Source organism: Guyparkeria halophila (assembly GCF_034479635.1).
Lineage (GTDB): Bacteria > Pseudomonadota > Gammaproteobacteria > Halothiobacillales > Halothiobacillaceae > Guyparkeria > Guyparkeria halophila.
Genome location: NZ_CP140153.1, coordinates 362,139 through 383,062, shown reverse-complemented (window position 1 = coordinate 383,062; position 20,924 = coordinate 362,139). Strand labels below are relative to the sequence as shown.

The following is a 20,924-nucleotide window of genomic DNA, read 5'->3' as shown; positions in this document are numbered from 1 at the left end:
TGGGACAACGACGCGGGGGCACGAACAGGATGATCCGGCTGAACCTCTCTTCACGACTGACGATGGCCATGGCCTTGGGGGCGGTCGTGTCCATCGCCTCGGCCCAGGAATCGGCAACCGTCTACAAGTGCATTCATTCCGACGGGCGCATCATCTATTCCGACCAGCCCTGCACCGGCAAGATGGAAACACAGACCATCACCGCGCCACCGGCGGGCAGCGGGGGCGAGGCGGCCCGCGAAGGCATCAAGCGGATTGCCGAGGAATACGACCAGCGCCAGGAGGCCGAGCGCAAGGCGCGCGAAGAGGCCGAGCGGCGCGCGCTCGAACGTCGCCTGTCCAACCCGGAGGTGGTCGTGGTCGCGCCATGGCGCGACGAGCCCCGCTACCTGCCCTACTACCCACGGGGTGGGTATGTGCCACCCTACGATCGCTACCGCGATCCCGCGCATGGCGGCATGCGCCTGGACGACGACGGCTTCTCGCTCTGGTTTGATAGCGGGCGTCCCTTCCCGAACCACAGGCCACCGACCTACCATCGGCCACCCCATGGCGATCATTCGCCACGCGATCCCTATTCCAGCGACGGACGACCGATCAAGGAGCCCGGCTACTCCGGCCGCTACCCGGGGGGCTTCCCGGGCTACCGATAATCCGGACCGGCGATAACCACGGCCAGGACACGACTGCCCCGAGAACGCGGAATCTGCGACAATCGGCGCCCCATTCACAACCCAAGACCCCGTCATGCAGGCGCATATCTTCAAGAGTCGCAAGAACCCCGACATGTACCTGTTCGTCCGCGAGGGACAGGAGATGGACGAACTCGACCCAATGGTGCGCGAGCGCCTGGGCGAACTGGCGTTCGTGATGGCACTCGACTTGTCGGATGACCGGCCGCTGGCGCGCAGCGATACCGCCACCGTGCGCAGCCACATTGAAAAGCTGGGCTTCCATCTTCAGATGCCGCCGACCGCCGAGAACTGGGCCCACTGGGACAACCTCAAGGCCGGCATCCGCGCCGGCAAGGAAACGCCCGACTAAAGGCTGGCGCGCACGACGACGGTAACGAAAGCCTGGCCCTGGGCAAAAGCCTGGCCCTGGGCAACGCTTGCCCCCGGGCCGGCGGCCAATGTTAGAGCGCGGCAATCTCGTGCAATCGGTCGAAATCGAGACTCAGGCCGTTGTGGGCAACGAACATCGGATTGAGCAGCGACTCGCGGGTGTTGTAGCGCAGTGGGCGCCCCGAGAGATCGGTCAACGCGCCGCCGGCCGCCTCCAGCACGCACTGCGAGGCGGCGGTATCCCATTCCGAGGTCGGCCCCAGCCGCGGGTAGAGGTCCGCCTTGCCTTCGGCCACCAGGCAAGTCTTGAGCGAACTGCCACAGCGCACCACGCTGGCCTCGGCCCCCGGCCGGGAGAAGGTATCGATCAACTGCATTTCACGCCGGCTGGCGTGCGATCGGGACAGCGCCAGGGTGGGCGGATCGGCGGGGGCACGCACCTGAATGGGGCCGGGCTCGTCGTGATAACGCCAGGCGCCCTGACCGCGAATCGCCGCGTACTCGAGATCGACGGCAGGAGCGAGCACGACACCCAGCACCGGCACACCGCCATCGATCAGCGCGATATTGACCGAGAATTCCCCGTTGCGCTTGACGAACTCGCGGGTGCCGTCGAGCGGATCGACCAGCCAGTAACGCGGCCAGGCGCAACGCTCGCGCCAGGCCGGGGCCCGTCCCTCTTCGGTAATGATCGGCCAACCGTCACCCAGGGTGGCCAGACGGTCGGCGATCAGCTGATTGGCCACCAGGTCGGCCTCGGTCACCGGCGAGGCATCCGCCTTGCGCTCGACGGCAAAGTCCTGCTGGTAGACCGCCATGATCGCCCGCCCGGCCTCGGCGGCAATGGCCCGCACCTCGGCAAGCAGTGCCGCATCGACACCAAGGATTTCGCCTACTGGCGATTCGCCCGTCGGGGGTACACGATCCGTCATGCGCTCTCTTCCCTTTCCCGCTGCTGCCGGTGCGCCCGCACCAGGAACATGGCGGCCAGTGATCTTGCCTCGGAACAATCGCCCGAGGCGGCGAAGTCATCGAGCTCGGCCATCGGCAGGAAGCTGACCTCCAGTGGCTCGGGCTCGTCGCCCGGCAGACGGGCCGGGTAAAGCGATTCGGCCAACACGAGTTGCGTGCGCTGGCCGGAATAGGTGGGCGCCATGGTCATTTCGTTGAGCCGGGTCAGGCGCCGGGCGGCGAAGCCGGCCTCTTCCCTCAGTTCGCGATTGGCGGCCTCCACCGGGGTTTCGCCGGCATCGATCCGCCCCTTGGGAAGGCCCAGTTCGTAGCGCTCGGTGCCGCAGGCGTATTCGCGAATCAGCACGAACTCGTCACGATCGGTGACCGCCGCGACGATCACCGCACCGTTGGCGCTGCCCTTGAGGCGTTCGAATTGCACCTCGGTGCCATTGGCAAAGCACAGATCCACGCCCTCCACGCGAAACAGGCGGGTTTCGGCCAATGTGCGGGTCGCCTGGATGGTGGGAGGGGCGTTCGAGGGCATGTCACGGCCTGATCCGGTGAAAAAGGGTTTCGTGCTCGTCCATCATTGTAGCCGACAAGCTCGCCTGGCCCGACAGGCTCGCCGCCCGAGATGGCATTCATCTCGAGCATGAAAATGGCTCACGCCATTCCCTTGCCTTTGTTCAACGGATTGCAAACAATGCGCCCCGACGTCAGAGGTGGTGTCCCCGCGGAACGCGGCGGGCACTGAAACAGGGAAACGGGTCGAAGGCCCGTGCTGCCCCCGCAACGGTAGGTGGTGACGTCGGCATCATTAGCCACTGGTCCACCGGCAGCCGCCGGACCGGGAAGGCGATGCCGACAGGGAACATTCCGAGGTTCCCTAGACCACGAGCCCGGAGACCGGCCTCTGATCGGTATTCCCGACCCGCGGTGGGCTGGTCGGTCACGTGAATCTGATTCCATGACTCATCCTGATACTCGGCGACCGTCGTCGCTCACCGCCAAGCTTGCCGGCCTGGCCTGCCTTCTTACCCTCGCCCCGCTACAAGCGAATGACCGGCTGGGCCCGATCAACATCACCGCCGCCCGCGAGGCCCCGGCAATCGCCCCCGCGATGCCCGAGACCGTGATCACGCGCGAGGAAATCGAGCGCAGCCAGGCGCGATCGATCACGGACCTGCTCGCCGGACGCGCCGGCCTGACCGTCAGTAATGAAGGCGGCCCCGGCAAGCTGTCGAGCGTGTCGATCTGGGGACAGAGTGCCAACCGGACGGCGGTTTTCCTCGACGGCGTACGCATCGGCTCGGTATCCGCCGGTCAGTCGTATCTCGAGCACATTCCGCTAGAACAGATCGAACGGATCGAGATCGTACGCGGCCCGCGCTCCGGTCAATGGGGAGCGGATGCCGGCGGGGGGGTGATCCAGATCTTCACCCGAGAGGGCACTGAGGACGGGAGTCATCTGTCCGGTGGAATCGGCGCCGGCTCCCGCAGTCAACGCGAGGCCGATGCCCATATCGGTGCTCGCCAGGGCGCATTCGACTATTCACTGGGTGTGGCCCACCGCGAAACCGATGGCTTCGATGCCTGCGAGAACGGTGGCCCATATACCCCGCCCTGTTACGCGGACGAACCGGACAACGACGGCTACCAACGCGATTCGCTGCAACTGCAGGCCGGATACCGGTTCGGCGAGGGTGGCCATGTGCGTGTCCACGTGCTGGCCGCGTCCGCCGAGGTCGAGTACGACGGTCCGACCAACAATAGCGAAATCGAGCAGCGCACCATCGGCCTGTCAGCCTCCACCGGCCGCATCGGCTTCTGGCAGTTGCGCACCCGGGCCGGGCGGCATATCGACGACCAGGACTATTTCCGCGATCGGCATTTTGACTCGCGTTTTGACACGCAACGCGACACGCTCTCGCTGGCAAACGACTTCTTCCTGGGGCCATCCACCACCCTGACGCTCGGGGCGGACCAGACCGACGACAAGCTCTCCAGCACGACTGATTACGTTGAGGACGCTCGGCGCAACCGAGGACTGTTTGCTCAGATCAACACCCGGCTGGGCGAGCGGCTGGATGTCCAGGCCGCACTGCGGCGAGATTTCAACGAGCAGTTCGGCACGGCCAACACCGGCTCGCTGGATCTCGCCTACCGGCTCGACGATGCCTGGACGCTTACCGCTGGCCACGGCACCTCCTTCAACGTGCCATCGTTCAACCTGCTCTATTATCCGCCGTACTGCATCGTCCCCGGCCTGTGCTTCGCGACGGCAAACCCGGACCTGGAACCGGAGCGCACGCGCACGTCACGGGCCGGCGTCACCTGGACTCGCGGGCCATGGGCTATCGAGGCAACGGCGTTCCGCTCATCTGCTGACGATCTGATCTCGAGCCCGCCGCCTAGCTACGTGCCGGAGAACGTCAGCGAGGCAACCATTCGCGGCGCGGAACTCGCCGCAGGCTGGACCACCGACAAGTGGTCTGCTCGAACGAGCCTCACCTACCTGTCGACGGAGAGCGAGGCCACGGGCGAGCCGCTGCCGAAGCAGCCCCGTTGGAGCGGTCGCCTGACGGTGGACCGTCAGCTGGGTGCCTTTTCGCTCGGCACCACCTTGCGTGGGCGAAGCGGCTCGGAGAATGACAACCAAGGCTACGTCGTGGCCGACCTGCGTGGGAGTTATCGGGTTGCGCCTGACTGGCGCATCGAGGCGCGCGTCGATAACGTGTTCGACCGTGACTACGAGGTCGTCGACGGCTTTTACCAGGCACCACGTGGCGTGTTTGTGAGCCTGCGCTACGGCCGGTAACATAGCGCCTTCCCCGGCTTTTCAGGACGTCATCCGACCATGCCCCATCCCATTGAAGAACGGCTCTTCCCGGCTAGCCGAGTTGTCGCCCTTGCGGCGCTCGCCGTCATGGCGATCTCGATGCTCGCCACGCGCTATCACCACTTCAGCTCGGCGCTGCACCTGGCGGACACCTCCTGGGCGGTGTTCTTCCTGGCCGGGTTGTGGTTTCGTCAGGCACGGGTGCTGGGCGGGCTGCTGGTGCTTGCCGTCGCGATCGACCTGGGCAGTGTCTGGCTGGATGGCGCGGCAATGGCCAGCTGCTTCTCTCCCGCGTACCCGGGTGTGCTGGCCGCCTACGCCGCCCTCTGGGGCGCGGGCCGATTGGCCGGCAAGCGATTGGCGCACGGTTCGGAAGGCACGCTCACGGGACTGGCGTGGATTGCCGTGGCCTTGCTCGCGGGCAGCGTGGTCGCATTCGGCATCTCGAACGCCACGTTCTATGCCTTCTCCGGCCAATTCGAGGCCATGGTGGCATTCGAATACGCCCAGCGCACGATGCCCTATCTGTCTGGCTATGTGACCAGTGCGGCAATTTACAGCGTGGTCGCGCTGGCCGGCATGGCGGCCACGAACCTCGTTCGCGACGGTGTGCGGGCGCAACGGCACGGCTAGCCGCCCCCCGGCACCCCGGAATCGACGGGGCACAACAAAAACCCGGCACACGTCACAGTGGCCGGGTTTTTTCGTCGATGCCTGAGACGAGTCGCGGCGGGGATTACTCGATGGCGGGGGATTCTCGCGATTCTTCCTCGCCAAGGCGCATCTGATCGATTCGCTCCTCGAGCACGCGGATATTCGGGATGGCCGTCAGGCGTCCATCGAGACGAACGACGGCCTGCCAGAGCGGGTTGTCCTGCGGGCCCGCCGTCTCGATCTGGCGACGCTCGACCGACTCCGAGCGCGGCACGCCTGACAGGAGCAGGGCATAGTAAGGCAGGGCCCGCTCGGGATCGGTTCCATAGAGCATGGCGCACCGCACCCGCCGACCGATGGTGGGCACGGCCTCCCCGTTCATCGCCTCGAGGCTCACCAACGGCACGCGTTGGCCGCGCCAGTTGACGATGGTCGCCTCGTTTCGCCCCAGACCAATGCTGCCCTCGGGCAGGGAAACGTCGGTGATCTCGGCGATCAGCGCGTAGGGGATCAGCAGCTCGAGGTCGGTCAGCTGCGTGGGGAGTCGCACGGCGCGGATCGGGGCCTCGCCGGCTTGCGGTTGATCTTGCTGTGCCATGGCTGCTTGCTGTCCTTCAGTGGGCATGCTCGTCACCCGGGCCTTCGTCGTCACCGCTCACCGCACTTGCCGGCAGCAGGCGCGCGATGGTGTCGATCAGATCGAGTTCCGTGTAGGGCTTGCCCAGGTAGGCGGAAACGCCCAACGCCTCGGCACGGGCGCGGTGCTTCTGGCCGGTCCGTGACGAGATCATGATCACCGGCGTGTCGGCCGCCGATCGATCGTTGCGGATCGCACCCAACAGCTCGAAGCCGTCCATGCGAGGCATCTCGATGTCGGTGAGCACCAGATCGGGCAGGCTGTCCTGCAGGAGACCCAGTGCCTCGACCCCATCGCGTGCCAGGACGACATCGTAGTTGTTGCGTTCCAGCGTGCGCGCCGTGACCTTGCGCACGGTGAGTGAATCGTCCACCACCAGCACCGACGGACGGGCTCGGGCGGGCTTGAGTGCCGCTTGCGTCCCCAGACGGCGCTGGTAGTCGCGCCGCTGGAACTGCTGGACCAGCTCGAACAATTCCAGCACGAGGATCACGTCGCCATCGTCGGCGATCGTGGCCCCCGACATCCCCGGGATGCGTCCAAGCTGCGGCCCCATCGACTTGACGAACAACTGGATGCCACCGAGCTGATGGTCGACGTGCAGGGCGAAACGCCGCTCGCCCAGCTTGAAGAGCATGATCGGGCGTATCGCCGCCACGTCCTGTGCGGTTTCCGCCGGCGGCTGCCCCCACAGCAGCTCGCCGAGGTAATACAACGGGAAGTGCTCGCCGTCGTGCTCGATCTGTGGCTTTTCCTCGCGATAATGCTCGGCGAGCGCCACGCCGGTCATGCGCGTAACCGCGACCACGCCCTTGTAGGGAATGGCGTAGCGATCGTCACCGCTGGCAATCAGGATGCCGCGGGTCATCGCCTGGGTCAGCGGCAGATTGAGCCGGATCTCGGTATAGCGGCCCTGCTCGGAATCCACGTCGACGAAGCCGCCGAGCTCACGCGTGGCGCTGGCGACCACGTCCATTCCCACCCCGCGGCCGGCCACCTGGGAGAGGTTTCCGGCGGTGGAGAAGCCCGGCAGGAAGATCAGCGAACGCGCCTCTTCGTCACTGATGTCGATATCGGCCGGCATCAGGCTGCGCTCGATCGCCTTGCGACGAATGGCATCCAGGTCAAGCCCGCGGCCATCATCACGCAGGCTGACGGTGATATTGCCGCCCCCGCTGTCGATATTGAGCGCCAGGCGACCCACCGGCGGCTTATGGGCGGCGCGCCGCTCTTCGGGCGACTCGATGCCGTGGGCGATGGAGTTGCGCAGCATGTGCTCCAGCGACGGCAGCATGGCCATCAGGGTGACCCGGTCGACCTCGGCATCGCCGTTCTCGATCACCAGCTCGGCCTGACGCCCCATCTCGTCGCCGACCTGACGCACGATGCGCCGCAGGCGCCCGGCGACGTCATTGAAACGAACCAGGCGCATGGCAAGCACACCGTCCTGCATCTTCCGCCCCAGACGGGACTGCTGCAGCAACAACAGTTGCGACTGCTCGGTGAGCGAACTGAGGCTCTCCTCGATATTCGCGACGTCCCCGAGCGACTCCATGATGCCGCGCGACAGTTCCTGCACCTGCGTGAAACGATCGAATTCGAGCGGATCGAACTGCTCTTCGGTGACCCCGGCCTCTTCCATCAGGTCGGCCTTGATCTGTGTCTCGGTCTCGATCTCCAGCCGGCGCAACTGGCTGCGCAGGCGGGTGACGGTCTGCTGAAGCTCGAACAGCTGGCGCTCGAAACCGTTGACCTGCCGGTCGATGCGCGACTGCAGCAATACCGACTCGCCGATCTGATTGACCATGGCATCGATGCTGCCCGCGGCGACACGCACCTGCTCGTCGCGCCGCTCGGCACCCCCCTCCTGCCCAAGGCCGCCACCGGCCTCGGCGGATTCGGTGGGCGAGGACACCGGCGCTCCCGGCGACGGCTCGGCGGCGGCCTCGGCCGGCGCTGGCGATGCCCGATGCGGCCCGCCGGCCGCGTCGGGACGGGCCACGTCAGCGCCCTGGTTGCGTTCGGCGAACCGACGCGCACCCTCCGGATCGCGAATCCAACCGATCAGCTCGCGTTGCTGAGGGATCGGCTGCTGGCTGCGCACCCGGTCGAGCAGACCGGCGATGACGTCGTAACTGTGCTGGACGAGCGCCACCAGGGACTCGTTATCCGTGGATTCCTCGCGCCGGGCCAAATCCAGGCGCCCCTCGAGATGGTGTGCCACGTCCCCGAGGTTGAGCAGGCCGGCCATGCGGGCACCGCCCTTGAGGGTGTGCAGGTTGCGGTGCAGCAGGCGGATCGATTCGAGATCGTGCGGGTGGACCCGCCAGTGGGCCAGATAGGCATCGGCCTGCTCGAGCAGCTCGTCGGCCTCGTCGAGGAAGATCTGCAGGATGTCCTCGTCCTGCTCCGCCGGATCATCGTCCGGACGATGCTCGATGTCGGCGTATTCATCCACCGCCTCGTCGTCACCGCCCGACGCGTCGGACGAATCATCCGCTTCGGTTCGCAGCTCTTCGGCCTGACCTGTCTCGACATCGTCCGTCTCGAGGTCGTCCCTGGCCGCTTCATCGACCGGCAACTCCTCGTCGGACACCTCGTCACTCGATGACTCATCGGCCGAGGGGCCGGGAACCTCTTCGCCATGGGCCACGTCGTCAGTCGACGTGACGTCGTCGGACTCGGCGCCGGAATCCTCGACAGTCAGCGGCGGTTCGGGCTCTTCTGCCTGGCGCGAATCGCGGGCCTCGGCGCTTTCGGCAACCTCGCCATACTCGGCCAGCACCTGCTGCAACTGGATATCCAGGCGCTGCTCCAGGTCCCGGGTATCGGGCTGCTCGAGACTCGGGTCGACCGCCCAGCGACGCAATGCCTCGATGGCATCGGCCCCCTCGGCGAACAGGGCCAGCTCCTCACCGCCCAGACGCTCCTGATGCTCGGCAAGTACGCGGGTCCAGTCTTCCAGGTAGCGAGCCAGGGAGGCAATGATGTCCACACCGGCGGTGCGCGCCGAGCCGAGCGTGGTATGCAGCAGACGCACCAGGTCGTTGTCGCAGGCGAGACCGACGCCGTGTTCGCGCGCGGCCTTGATCTCGCGATGCAATTCGTCGATGTAGCCGCCGATCTCCTGATCGAAGATCTCTCGCAGCACCGGATCATCGATCACCGGCGTGGCCGCCTGGGCTTCAGTCGACTCCTCGTCCGATGACACCTCGTCCGATTCGACCGGCCCGTCTGAGGCGGTGGCCTCGTCGTCCGCCGGGGAGTCGACCACGGCCTGACCGGACGACCGGTCCATCTCAATGGACTCGCCGGATTCGAGACGCTCGGCCAGCCGGCGCGATTCGGACCAGTGAGACTCGGGAGTGGCCTGTCCGGCCTCGAGATCGGGCAGTACCGCCTGCATGAGGGCAACGGCATCGAGCGCCCCCTGTCGAGTGGCCTCATCGCCGTCGAGCTTGCCATCGATCACCTGATTGAGCAGTCGCTCCCAGGCCCAGGCCCACTCGCCGATGGTCTCCAGCCCGACCATCCGGCCACTGCCCTTGATGGTGTGGAAACCGCGGCGCAGGGTGATCAGCGCCTCGACATCCTCCCGGTTGCGCCAGGCATCGGCCGCCTCACCCATATCGGGCACCGTCTCGGCCATTTCCTCGGCGAAGACCTCGCGCATCTCCGCCATCATCGGGTCGTCGTCCGGCTCGATGACGGCTTCGGTGTCCAGACTCGCTTCGGGCTCGTCCGCCGACGTGTCGACGGCTTCTGCCTCGGGCAGTTCCGGGGCCTCAACGGGCTGATCGGGAAGGTCGACCGCCATCTCGTCATCGGCCGATGCCGCCGAAGCGGTCCGCTGGTCATCCTGGTCGTCGGCGAGCCCGAAATCGAGCGCCGATTCCAGTTCCCGGGACGACGGCTCTTCCGTCTCGCCGAACGACAGGGCTGCCGTCTCGTCGTCAGCAGACTCCGTATTGCTGGCCGAGGTGTCGCTGGGCGACGGTTCACCGTGGTCGCCTTCGGTCTCGGTCTCGGCGAGGGCCCGCTCGTCGGTGGACAAGCCCGCCTCTTCGGGGGCGGCCACCGGCTGATCGGGAAGGTCGACGGACGGCCCCTCGTCGTCAGCCGACTCGCGTTGCCCCGGCGGTTGCTGATCGACACGCAACTCGTCCTGATCGTCGGCCAGGCCGAAATCAAGGGCCGACTCGAGGGCCGCCGAGTCTTCCTCTGTTGCCTCGGGGAACGTCAGCGCCTCCACATCGCCCCCCGGCTGATCCGCGGCTTGCGCCGCCTCGGGGTCCTCCGATGCGACACTTGGACCTTCGTCCAATTCGACCGGTGTCTCGCCTTCGGCCTCGGTGGTGGTCGACGACTCGTCCCGTGGCAGAGAGCCCAGCGCCGTCTCGTCGGACTCGTCCTCGGACGTCTCGGGTCGGGACGCCGTCTCGTCCCCCGCCGTCGGTTCATCTGCCGTGAGGCTCAGGGCATCGAGGTCGGCCGGGCTTTCCGCGGCTTGCGGGTATTGCGCAACCTCGCCGGGCAGGTCGGGCAGATCGTCCGAGGACGACGGCGCAACACGCTGCTCTTCCTCGCCCTCGTCGAGCGCAAAGTCGAGTGCGTCTTCCAGATCCTCGCCACTCGCTTGGTCAGGGTTTTCGGCCTCGACCGGCTCGACATCGGCGGCAGGCGCTTCGCGTTCGGCACCGGGCGCATCCGCGGCGAGCTCTTCCTCCTCGACTTGCCAGAATGCGATCAATTCGTCCGGAGTGGCGAGACTGTCGTCGACCGGTGCGGCGGGCAATTCCTCGGCTGTCGAGTCGGACTCGGCCGCCTCCGCGTCAGAGGATAGCGATTCGCTCGCAGCGCCCTCGGCCGATGCCGCGACGTCCTGTCGCTCGTCGGCATCGCCCAGGAGGTCGTCGATTCGCCGCTTGGGTGCCTCGAGGAAACGGGCGATCTCCTTGCTGAAATCACGCAGGTTCTCGAGATAGAACTCGAGCGCCGCGAAGATCTCGCTCAGGGCGGACAGGGCATGTTCATCGCCGACCGGCTCACCAAAGGTCTGTGCACGACTCCAGCGGGCCAACGCCATGACCAGCGGGGTCGCGGCATCGCGGCCGGACAGGCGAAGCACTTCGCCGATGCCGGTCAGCCGATCGGCCGCCTGGGCAAACGGGTCGTCAGACGGCGCTTCGCCATCACCCTGCCCGGCGAGGCCGGCATTGATCTTCTCGCGAGCCTCGCTCAGGGATTCGAACGCCGCACTGGCGATCGCACCGATCGAGCTGGCGACGGTCTGGTCGTGCAGGGCCTCGGCTCGGTCGCCGTCGGCCATGCTGCGCGGGATGCCGTCAATCACCTGCTCGACCAGCATGACCGTGCCGGCGAGATCCATGAGCATCTCGTCATCGAGGAGCTCGGCACCTCGCGTAACCGCCTGCAAGCGCTCGCGGCCGTCTGCCAGCGCCTGGGCCGCCGCGGCGTAGCCCAGCGTGGCGAGCACCCCGCTCATCTGTTCGAACTTGTTCAGGATTCGACCCAGCGGCTCGAGATCATCACGCTTGCCGCGGACGAACAGGTCGAGCACGTCCTGGGTGGCAAGCAACTCTTCCTCGAGCGCCTGCCGGACCGCCTCGAGTGCCTGGGCATCCAGACCGACGAACCGCGCCGGCACATCGGCGCGATCGAGTTGCTGGCGCCAATCGCCGGCACGATCGCGGCAGATCGGCTCGTCATCGTCGACCCGCTCCAGCATGGAGAGCAACACCGAGGCGCCCAGGTCCAGGCCGGCATGGTTGATCACCGACTCGCTGCGCGCCTGAAGCTGCAAGCGGAACAGCTGCAGGACCCGCCCGACCGCTCGCTTGAGCACCGGTGCGTAACGATCGGGGTCAGATTCGGTCAGACGCAGCAACTCACCCACCACGCGAATGGCGATGATCGCGCTGCGACTGGGTTCGTGGGCGATGATCTGCATGGACAGATCCCGCAACCCCGGCAGGACGGACCAGTCGTCCCGCATGACGGCGAGCACTTCACGCTCCATCCGGCGCAACAGCGGCCGGAGCTCGGCTTCCTCGTCCACGCCTTTTTCGCGGTGCGGGCGCTTGCCCAGTTCGTGCTCGGCCTGCAACAGGAAGGCGCGCGCGGCCAGCTCACGGGCTTCAAGCGGGGGTTGCTTGAGGGTCCCTCGCAGGCGGTTGACCATCGGCAGCAGGCTTGCCGGCGCGATTTCCGCACCGGCCGCCATGCGATCCAGCAGCGCCTGCAGCAGGGCTGCCGACTCGATCTGCGCGGAAATGGCCGTCTCGTCGTCGGACGGCTCTTCGAGCGGCTCGAGGGCGGCCATCTGAGTGCGCACCAGCACGCGCACCAACTGGATATCGACCATGGAGAAGACACGGTCGATGGTCTGCAACGCCTGGGTGGCGTCGAAGACATGCTCGGTCACGTTCTGGCCCTCGGACAACTGCTCCAGTGCCCTCAAGAGCTCGGCGAGACGCTCCTCCAACCCCTCACGGAGCCAGTCGAACACGATCGCATCGACTTTCCTTTCAGTCCGCATCTTCAGTTACACCACCTTTCGGCTTCCCGCCTGCTGGAATCTCCGACGAACAGGCGCCCGTCTCCGGGGTTGGGCGCCATGGACGCTGCTGCGATCAGGCCCGCTTTTCGGCCGGTTCGTCCCATTCCCCTGCCGAGCGCTCCTCGATCGGCATCGCGACCGTCGGTTCGTCCCGCTCGGGCATGGTGAAACCGGCCACGGAGCGGTTGAGCTCCTGCGAGAGCGAGCCCAGCTCACCGATCTCGTCGGCGGCCTGGGTCGCGTTTTCTGCCGTCTGCTGCGTGTCCTGACGAATCCGGTTGACCGCCTCACGCAGCTCGGTCGCCACCGAGGCCTCCTTCTGGGCCACCGAGGTGATGTCGTTGATCTGTTGAGAGAGCTTCAGCGAGACGCTTTCGATCTCGGACAGCGCCTTGCCGGCGTTCTCGGCGAGCGTCGCGCCGTCGACGACGTTCGAGGTGGTCTGCTCCATGGCAAGCATGGCCTCGGAGGTGTCGGTCTGGATGGTGTTGACCAGCAGCTCGATCTGGCGCGTCGCGTCACTGACGCGCTCGGCCAGTCGCTGAACCTCGTCGGCGACCACAGCAAAACCGCGACCGGCCTCACCGGCCATCGCCGCCTGGATTGCCGCGTTGAGGGCCAGGATGTTGGTCTGGTCGGCGATATCGGTGATCAGGCCGACGATGTCACCGATCTCCTGCGAGGACTCGCCCAAACGCTTGAGGCGCTTGGAGGTTTCCTGGATCTGCTCGCGGGTCTGGTTCATGCCCTTGATGGTCTGGCGCACCGCATCGCCCCCGCGGTGGGCCACGTTCACCGAGGACTCCGCGATCTGCGCCGACTCCTGCGCGCTGACCGAAACCCGCTCGATCTCGTCGGACATCTGCGCGATCGCATCGGAGATCTCGGTAATTCGCTCGGCCTGGCCGCGTGACTTGTTGGCAAGCGCCCGCGAGCTGTCCTGCGAGGCGCGTACCGCCTCGGCGACGCGCACCGAGGTGTCGTTGATGGTCCCGACCAGGTCACGCAGGGCGTCGATGGTGTAGTTGACCGAGTCCGCGATCGCACCGGTGATGTCCTCGGTCACGGTGGTGTGCGCGGTCAGATCACCGTCGGCGAGTGTCATCATCTCGTCGAGCAGACGCAGGATCGCCGCCTGGTTGCGCTGGTTGGCCGCCGCGGTCTCGTTCAGCGCCCGACGGGATTCCTGCACCAGGGTCACGCCCAGCCAGACGAGCAGCAGCAGGCCGATCGCGCCGCTGGCGTAGCCGAGGTAGAGGAACTGCGAGGCCTGGTTCTGGTCGGCGGCCAGCGTGCGGGCCAGCTCCGAGGTGCTGCCGGTGAAATCGCCCGACATGCGGTCGATCTCACGTGCAGCCTGGTTGGCGGCGAGCAGTTGCGGCGCCTGCTCGAGGACCGCGGACACCAGTTGGTTGACCGTGGCGAACAGCACGCCCACCTCGCGCAGCCCGTCACGGACCTCGGTGTTGTTGACGCGCGGCGCCATGCGGTTACCGTTCAACAGGCCATTGAGCACGCCACCGAACAGGGCCACGTCGCGGCCGAAGCGTTCCGAGGCGTTGACCGCCTGCTCGCCGCCGCCGGTGATCTCGTCGAGCGTAGTGCCGATGCGCTCGATGAACATCAGCTGGCGGGTGCCGAGATAGATGAGGTGACTGGGCGCTTCGTTGGCAACCAGCGTCTGCACGACCTCGTCCGAGGCCGCGGTCAGGTCCGGCAGGATCTCCTCGATCTGCGCCGACTGCTCGCCGACGCTGAGGATGGCCTCGCGGCCCTCGAGCACCTTGCTCAATGAGTCGTTGTAGGCGCTCCACTGGTTGTCGACCGTGCCAAGCAGGTCCTGGCGGTTGCCGGGCACCGCCAGTTGCGGGCGCTCGGGGTCGTTGCCCTTGAGGGCCGCGAGGCTGTCGGTGAACTCGGCTCGGATCGACTGGACCCGGTCGAAGGCCCCGGGGTTGCCGCGGATGGCGCGCAACACCTCAATGGTGATCTCCTGCGAGGAGCGCTCCAATTCGGCGCCGGCAAGGCGACGGTCGAGGAATTCCTGCTCGCGTTGGGCCGCGAAAATGAACACGACCACGGTCGCGACCAGGGCCAGAACCGCCAGAACCACGAGGATCAGTATCTTACGGCTGATGCCGCCCATCCGTGCGCCAAGACTCATAGTTGCCACTTACTCCTGAATGGAATTCATCGTCATTGTCTAGTTATATCCGGGCATCCGCCCGAAGCCGACGTCATGCGACGGCATTGAGAAACTGGTCGTGTTCCAGCAGCGACCGGAACTCGAGCACCGGCAGCCACTCCTCGTTGAGTCGCACTTCCTGGTGGAAGCCCGGCAGGGAAGCAAGCTCGCGGTGGTGTTCGGAATCGCTCAAGGGGCGCTCGTCGCCGTAGGCAACCTGGCGGATTCCGTAGGAACGCTCCACCAGGAAGGCCGACGAGGCCTGGGCATGCTTGGCGAGAAAGACCACGCTGTGGCGGGACACCGGGGTGGTGACATCAAACCAGAAACGGGCCAGATCGAAGACCCCGGTCAACTCGCCGCGCAGATTGGCCAGACCAGACACCCAGGGACGCGCACCAGGGAGCGTCACCATGCGGGGCGGGGCGACGATTGCCCGCACCTCATCCAAGGCGACGAGCATCCGCCGACCGTCGACGGCAAACAGGATGCCCTGCCAGGTCCTGACATGGTCGTCGCTGCTCGGCAGGCCGACGGCATGCTCATCGACCTGCCGGTTAATCCAGCCGAGATAGTCGAACACGTCCTCTGTGCGCTGCATGACGTCAGCCGAGCACGCTCTTGAGCACGGCGATCAGGTCGGCTTCCTTGACCGGCTTGACCAGGTACTCCTTGGCGCCCTGGCGCATGCCCCAGATGCGATCGGTCTGCTGGTCCTTGGTGGTGACGATAATCACCGGGATCGCGCTCGTCTCGCTGTCCTTGTTGAGGGTGCGGGTGGCTTGAAAGCCGTTCATGCCCGGCATCACCACGTCCATGAGCACCGCGTCGGGGCGAACCTGGCGCACCAGTTCGGTGCCCTCTTCGCCACTGTTGGCGACGGAAACCTGGTGTCCGTGACGCTCGAGAATCTGCTGGAGCACGTACACCTCGGTCGGCGAGTCATCAATGACAACGATGTGAGCCACTACCCTGTTCCTCTAGAAAAATCCGGTTCAATACGATGCTGTCGGCGTCCGGAATCGGACCCCGCTTGCCACGCCATTCTCAGTCCGCCATCGCGCCTTCGTCGGCCACGGGGCGACCTTCCGCGAAACGCTCGACCGCGGCGAGAATCTCGTCGCTATTGAAGGGCTTGGTGAGATAATCGGAGGCACCGACAATGCGGCCACGCGCCTTGTCGAAGATGCTGTCCTTGCTGGACAGCAGGATGATGGGCGTCTCGCCGAAGCGATCGTTGTTCTTGATCAGCGCCGTGGTCTGGTAGCCGTCGAGACGCGGCATGAGGATGTCGATGATGACCACGTCCGGATCGAACGCGCCGATGCGGGCCAGGGCGTCGAATCCGTCGATCGCGCTTTCCACTTCGCAGCCCGCCTTGCTGAGGATGCTGTCTGCTGTCCGTCGGATGGTCTTGCTATCGTCGACCACCATGACCCTCAAGCCGTCGAGGCCGGCGTGATTCTCTGTCGCTTCCATGTCTTCGTCCTTGCTGCTGGCCGATTCTTGCCTTGCGTCGGCCGAATGTAACCAACGCGCCGGCCTTTGGCAAACGCCTTGACGGCTACCCGGCGAAGGAACAAGCGCGCCAGCCATCGTTTACACTGTGGGCACGAAAGCGCGGCCACGTACCGGCCCGCACCCCACCCCTGCGAATACCGTGACGACAAGTCGATGACAAACAACCATTCCGCCCTGCAACTGGACACCCAGGACTCGACCCCCGAACTCGAAGCGAGCTACTGCGGCCCGCTGCTGATGATCGAATCGCACATCATCGAGAACCGCCGTCAGATCGAGACCTGGTTCCGCGAGCAGTGGCGCAAGACGCCGGCCCCGTTCTACGCCTCGGTCGACCTGCGCAACGCCGGATACAAGCTCGGCCCGGTCGACACCAACCTGTTCCCGGCCGGCTTCAACAACCTCAACCACAGCTTCGACCCGCTGGTGGTGCAGGCGATCCAGTCGGCGGTTGAGCACGCCTGCCCCGACGCGCGCGGCATGCTGATCATCCCGGAACGCCACACGCGCAACCAGTTCTACCTCGAATCGCTGGCCACCATGGCCGAGCTGTTCGAGCTGGCCGGCTTCGAGACGCGCATCGGCTCGCTTGATGCGCTGGACGAGCCGGCACACTTCGATCTGCCCTCCGGCCGCACCTTGACCCAGCACCCGATCCACCGCGAAGGTCGCCGGATCGAGGTGGACGGCTTCTCGCCCTGCACCATCGTGCTCAACAACGACCTGTCCGGTGGGCGCGAAGAGATTCTCGAGGACATCGAACAGACCGTGGTCCCCCCCACGGCGCTCGGTTGGTGGCACCGCTCCAAGTTCAACCATTTCAGTCATTACCAGGCACTGGCCAATGAACTGGCCGGCCTGATCGATCTGGATCCGTGGCACCTCGCGCCGATGATCCTCGACTGCGGCCAGATCGACTTCATGAAGCGCGAGGGCGAGAGCTGCCTGCAGGAAAAGGTCAGCGAGATGCTCGCCGCCATCCAGAAGAAGTACGACGAACTCGAGATCAAGGAAAAACCCTTCGTCGTGATCAAGGCGGATGCAGGCACCTACGGCATGGGTGTGATGATGGCCCAGTCGACGGACGACGTGACCGGGCTCAACCGCAAGCAGCGCACGCGCATGGCGGCCTCCAAGGACGGCCGCAACATCAACCGCGTCCTGATCCAGGAGGGCATCTACAGCTTCGAGCGGCTGGGTTCGAGCGGACACGTCGCCGAGCCGGTGCTCTACATGATCGACCGCCACGTGGTCGGCGGCTTCTATCGGGTCCACACCAAGAAGGGACAGAGCGAGAACCTCAACTCCCCCGGCGCGGAATTCGTGCCGCTGCCCTTCACCCAGTCCTGCGTCACGCCGGCCCCGGATGCCTCGCCCGACAGCGACCAGAACCGGCTGTACTGCTACGGCGTGGTCGCCCGGCTGGCGCTGCTCGCCGCCGCGCGCGAGCAGGGCGATCTGATCGGCGGCGCGAGCGACGGCCCAGGCAACGGCCCGGGCAACGGCCCGGCCGCCGACTGATCCGAACCGCAACCGGAGCCGCCCCATGCGCATCGCCGTCGTCATGGATCCGATCGAACGGATCAAGCCCTGGAAGGACACCTCGTTCGCCTTCCTCCTGAGCGCCCAGACCCGCGACTGGGACTGCTGGTACATCGAGCCGGACTGGCTGTTCTTCGCCGACGGCATGCCACAAGCGCAGGCCGTCCCAATCACGGTGGTCGATCGCGACACGGATTTCTACACGCTGGGCGAGCGCGCCGTCCATGCGTTGACCGACTTCGACATCATCCTGCAACGCCAGGACCCGCCGATCGACCTGGACTACCACTACATCACCGGCCTGCTGTCACTGGCCGAACAGGCTGGCGTCGTGGTCGCCAACCGTCCGGACGCCGTCCGGGCGGCCAACGAAAAACTGCTCGCGCAGCATTTCCCCGCCCTTTGCCCGCCAACCCTGGTCAGCCGCTCGATCGACCAGTTCAAGGCCTTTATCGCCCAGCAGGGCGAGATCGTGGTCAAGCCGCTCGATGCCATGGGCGGCAGTTCGATATTCAAGATCCACGCGGACGACGAGAACACCCAGGTGATCCTCGAGGTGATGACCCGCGATCAGACCGAGCTGGTGATGGCGCAGCGCTACCTGCCCGAGATACGCACCGGCGACCGCCGCGTGCTGCTGATCGACGGCGAGCCGGTCGACCATGCCCTGCTGCGGGTGCCGGGCGAGAAGAGCTTCCGCGCCAATCTGGCCGCCGGCGGCCGCGGCGAGGTGGTGCCGCTACGCGAACGCGACCGCGAGATCGCCGCGACCGTCGGCCCGTGGCTGGCCGAACGCGGCTACTGGTTCGTCGGCCTGGACGTGATCGGCGACTGGCTGACCGAGGTCAACGTCACCAGCCCCACCTGCGCCCGCGAGATCAGCGCGGCCACCGGGCAGGACGTGACCGGACGGATGCTCGACCGGCTCGCCAACCGAATCGGACGATGATCGACCGGCGCCGGCGCGCGCTGCTCGGCGGGCTGGCCGGCCTGCCGCTGGCAAGCCTGCCCGGCTGCGCCGGCGAACCGACCTTCACCCAGGCGGGCTTTACGGTCTTCGGCCAGGTCTGGACCCTGCGCTTCGCCGACACCCCCACCGAGCAGGTCAATGCCGCCGTTAATGCCGCCCAGGGCATCGTCGAGCCGCTCTACCGTCGCCTGCACCCCTGGCGCGACAGCGAACTGACCCGCCTCAACCGCCAGCTGGCCGAACACGGCGAGGCTGCTGCCAGCGCCGAGGTACGCGCGCTGATCCGGGCCGCCCGCCCCCTGTTCGAGGCCAGCCATGGACGCTTCGACCCCAGCATCGGCGGGCTGATCGCCCTGTGGGGCTTTCATCGGGACGCCGGCGACACGCCGATCACGCCACCCGCCGAGTCCGTGCTGGACGCCTGGCTGGCCGATGCGCCCTCGCTCGACGACGTGCGGATCGACGATGAACGCGTGATCACCACCAACCCGAGGGTCCAGTTCGACTTCAACGCCCTGGCCGAGGGCTTCGCCGCCGAACAGGTGCTCGATGCCCTCAAAACCGCCGGGATCACCGATTGCCTGCTCGACTCCGGCGGCGATCTCTACACCCTGGGCCAGGCCGGCCGGCGGGACTGGCAGCTGGGCATTCGTGACCCCAGGGGCGATCCGCGCGGCCGTGAGACACTCGGCGGCGTGCGCGTGTCGGGGCCACATGCCCTGTGCAGTTCGGGCAGCTACGAGCGTCGCCTGCGCTATCGGGGCAAGCGCTTCGGCCACATCATCGATCCGCTGACCGCCCGTCCAACGCGCCACAACAGCGGCACCACGGTGCTGGGCCGCGACCCCGTAATCGCCGATGGGGCCGCCACCGCGCTGATGCTGCTCTCACCCGCGGAGGCCGAGCAATTTGCCCGGCATCTGGGGCTCGACGGCATCCTGCTGGTAACCGAGAATGGCAGGCCGTGGCGTGATGCCGGCATGCAGTCGGCCATGTCGACCACGCCCGCGGGGCGCGCGATCGACTGGCACACGCCCTAACACCGAACCACCCGGGAAGCGCAGGGATGCCAACCAAGGGAACGACACGAGAACGCCACCGCCGCCCCGACGGGCTTGCCGCGACGCCCGCGCTGGGCTCGTCTTGGGTTTTGCCGATCGCGATCGGGCTTGCCGTGCTGGCCCACGTGGGCCTGCTACTGCTCGAAATCACCCGCCCCGAAGTGGAACAGCGCCCGGTCATCGAGATCACCCTTGACGCCCCCCAGGCCGAACGCAACGTCGATGCCGGTCGTGAAACCGACACCCTCAACCGGGAGTTGCCGGCCGACCCGATGCTCGCCGGACAGCGTGGTCCGGACAGTCCGACCGATACCCTCAAGGAGGACGGACAGGGCCCGCAGCAGGAAGGCGCCTGGGCGGCGAGCGACACGCCGCGCCACCTCTCCACCCAGGACCAGATCGACCAACTCTACGAGCAGGTCAATGCCGCCCTGCGCACCGGTTACGCCACCAGCCGCACGCAAGGCGGACCGGCCGGACGCTATCTCGCACGCTGGAAGCGCCAGGTCGAGGCATACGGCAATCAACATTACCCCGACGCCCTGGTGCAGCAGAACCTCTCGGGGCAGGTGATCCTCGAGGTGACTATCGGCAAGGGAGGTCACGTACTCAACCTCGCCATTCGCCGGTCGTCCGGCAACCCGATCCTCGACAACGCCGCCCGCAACCTCCTGCAGGCGGCCGCCCCCTACCCGACGTTCCCCGACGAACTGGCCGCCCGGCACGACCGGCTGGTGATAACCCGCACCTGGGTGTTCACCAGCGACCGACGCCTGCTCGACGAGGCGACAAGCCCTTGATTCGCCATCCGGCGGGCGTTGCGCTCACCGGGCACCGCCCCTATACTTGCCCGTCGCCCGTTCTCGGCCATGGACCGGAGGACGAGGCTGGCAGCGGCGCGATCCGCGAGATCGCAC

The 20,924-nt window shown here is 66.5% G+C and carries 16 protein-coding genes and 1 riboswitch; of the genes, 8 read left to right on the top strand and 8 right to left on the bottom strand.

The window, feature by feature from the left end:
* Positions 1-29: 29 nt before the first annotated feature.
* A complete protein-coding gene (locus SR882_RS01785; RefSeq protein WP_322521643.1) occupies positions 30-653 on the top strand; it encodes a DUF4124 domain-containing protein in 624 nt (207 codons plus the stop codon).
* Between the two features lie 94 nt (positions 654-747).
* Positions 748-1,044, top strand: coding sequence for a YcgL domain-containing protein (locus SR882_RS01780; RefSeq protein WP_322521642.1), 297 nt, complete (start codon positions 748-750; stop codon positions 1,042-1,044).
* A gap of 91 nt (positions 1,045-1,135) precedes the next feature.
* On the opposite strand, the gene cysQ is transcribed toward SR882_RS01780, so the two are convergent.
* Together cysQ and nudE are read right to left on the bottom strand one after the other, a co-directional pair.
* Positions 1,136-1,996: a 3'(2'),5'-bisphosphate nucleotidase CysQ gene (gene cysQ, locus SR882_RS01775; protein WP_322521641.1), complete on the bottom strand. Its 861-nt coding sequence runs from the start codon at positions 1,994-1,996 to the stop codon at positions 1,136-1,138.
* On the bottom strand, positions 1,993-2,562 hold the full coding sequence (gene nudE / locus SR882_RS01770; protein WP_322521640.1) for an ADP compounds hydrolase NudE: 570 nt from the start codon (positions 2,560-2,562) through the stop codon (positions 1,993-1,995). Before nudE ends, cysQ begins: the two co-directional genes overlap by 4 nt.
* 159 nt (positions 2,563-2,721) lie before the next feature.
* A riboswitch (cobalamin riboswitch) is annotated at positions 2,722-2,947 on the top strand.
* 38 nt (positions 2,948-2,985) lie between these two features.
* On the opposite strand from nudE, the gene SR882_RS01765 reads away from it, so the two are divergent.
* A complete protein-coding gene (locus SR882_RS01765) occupies positions 2,986-4,836 on the top strand; it encodes a TonB-dependent receptor domain-containing protein (protein ID WP_322521639.1) in 1,851 nt (616 codons plus the stop codon).
* A gap of 39 nt (positions 4,837-4,875) precedes the next feature.
* A complete protein-coding gene (locus SR882_RS01760; protein WP_322521638.1) occupies positions 4,876-5,490 on the top strand; it encodes a hypothetical protein in 615 nt (204 codons plus the stop codon).
* A gap of 103 nt (positions 5,491-5,593) precedes the next feature.
* Here SR882_RS01760 and SR882_RS01755 read toward each other — a convergent pair whose 3' ends face one another.
* The 6 genes from SR882_RS01755 to SR882_RS01730 form a co-directional block, all read right to left on the bottom strand.
* Entirely contained in the window at positions 5,594-6,109 is a 516-nt protein-coding gene (locus tag SR882_RS01755; protein ID WP_322521637.1) for a chemotaxis protein CheW, read from the bottom strand.
* A gap of 16 nt (positions 6,110-6,125) precedes the next feature.
* Positions 6,126-12,707, bottom strand: coding sequence for a hybrid sensor histidine kinase/response regulator (locus tag SR882_RS01750; protein WP_322521636.1), 6,582 nt, complete (start codon positions 12,705-12,707; stop codon positions 6,126-6,128).
* Positions 12,708-12,801: 94 nt separating this feature from the next.
* Positions 12,802-14,892, bottom strand: a complete 2,091-nt coding sequence (locus SR882_RS01745; RefSeq protein WP_322521635.1) for a methyl-accepting chemotaxis protein — start codon at positions 14,890-14,892, stop codon at positions 12,802-12,804.
* Positions 14,893-14,965: 73 nt separating this feature from the next.
* Complete coding sequence (locus SR882_RS01740; protein WP_322521634.1) at positions 14,966-15,514, bottom strand: chemotaxis protein CheW; 549 nt, start codon at positions 15,512-15,514, stop codon at positions 14,966-14,968.
* A 4-nt stretch (positions 15,515-15,518) separates the two neighbouring features.
* Complete coding sequence (locus SR882_RS01735; protein WP_322521633.1) at positions 15,519-15,881, bottom strand: response regulator; 363 nt, start codon at positions 15,879-15,881, stop codon at positions 15,519-15,521.
* Between the two features lie 79 nt (positions 15,882-15,960).
* Positions 15,961-16,392 carry a response regulator gene (locus SR882_RS01730; protein WP_322521632.1) on the bottom strand — a complete coding sequence of 144 codons (432 nt, stop codon included), beginning with the start codon at positions 16,390-16,392 and terminating at the stop codon, positions 15,961-15,963.
* Between the two features lie 195 nt (positions 16,393-16,587).
* On the opposite strand from SR882_RS01730, the gene gshA reads away from it, so the two are divergent.
* Genes gshA through SR882_RS01710 form a run of 4 tightly spaced genes read left to right on the top strand, consistent with a single transcriptional unit; the run spans position 16,588 to position 20,807 of the window.
* Positions 16,588-17,955: a glutamate--cysteine ligase gene (gshA, locus tag SR882_RS01725; protein WP_322521631.1), complete on the top strand. Its 1,368-nt coding sequence runs from the start codon at positions 16,588-16,590 to the stop codon at positions 17,953-17,955.
* Between the two features lie 25 nt (positions 17,956-17,980).
* Positions 17,981-18,925, top strand: coding sequence for a glutathione synthase (gene gshB, locus SR882_RS01720; RefSeq protein ID WP_322521630.1), 945 nt, complete (start codon positions 17,981-17,983; stop codon positions 18,923-18,925).
* Positions 18,922-19,986 carry an FAD:protein FMN transferase gene (locus SR882_RS01715; RefSeq protein ID WP_322521629.1) on the top strand — a complete coding sequence of 355 codons (1,065 nt, stop codon included), beginning with the start codon at positions 18,922-18,924 and terminating at the stop codon, positions 19,984-19,986. The genes gshB and SR882_RS01715 overlap by 4 nt, the downstream gene beginning before the upstream one ends.
* Before the next feature lie 26 nt (positions 19,987-20,012).
* Positions 20,013-20,807: an energy transducer TonB gene (locus tag SR882_RS01710; protein ID WP_322521628.1), complete on the top strand. Its 795-nt coding sequence runs from the start codon at positions 20,013-20,015 to the stop codon at positions 20,805-20,807.
* Positions 20,808-20,924: the final 117 nt, after the last annotated feature.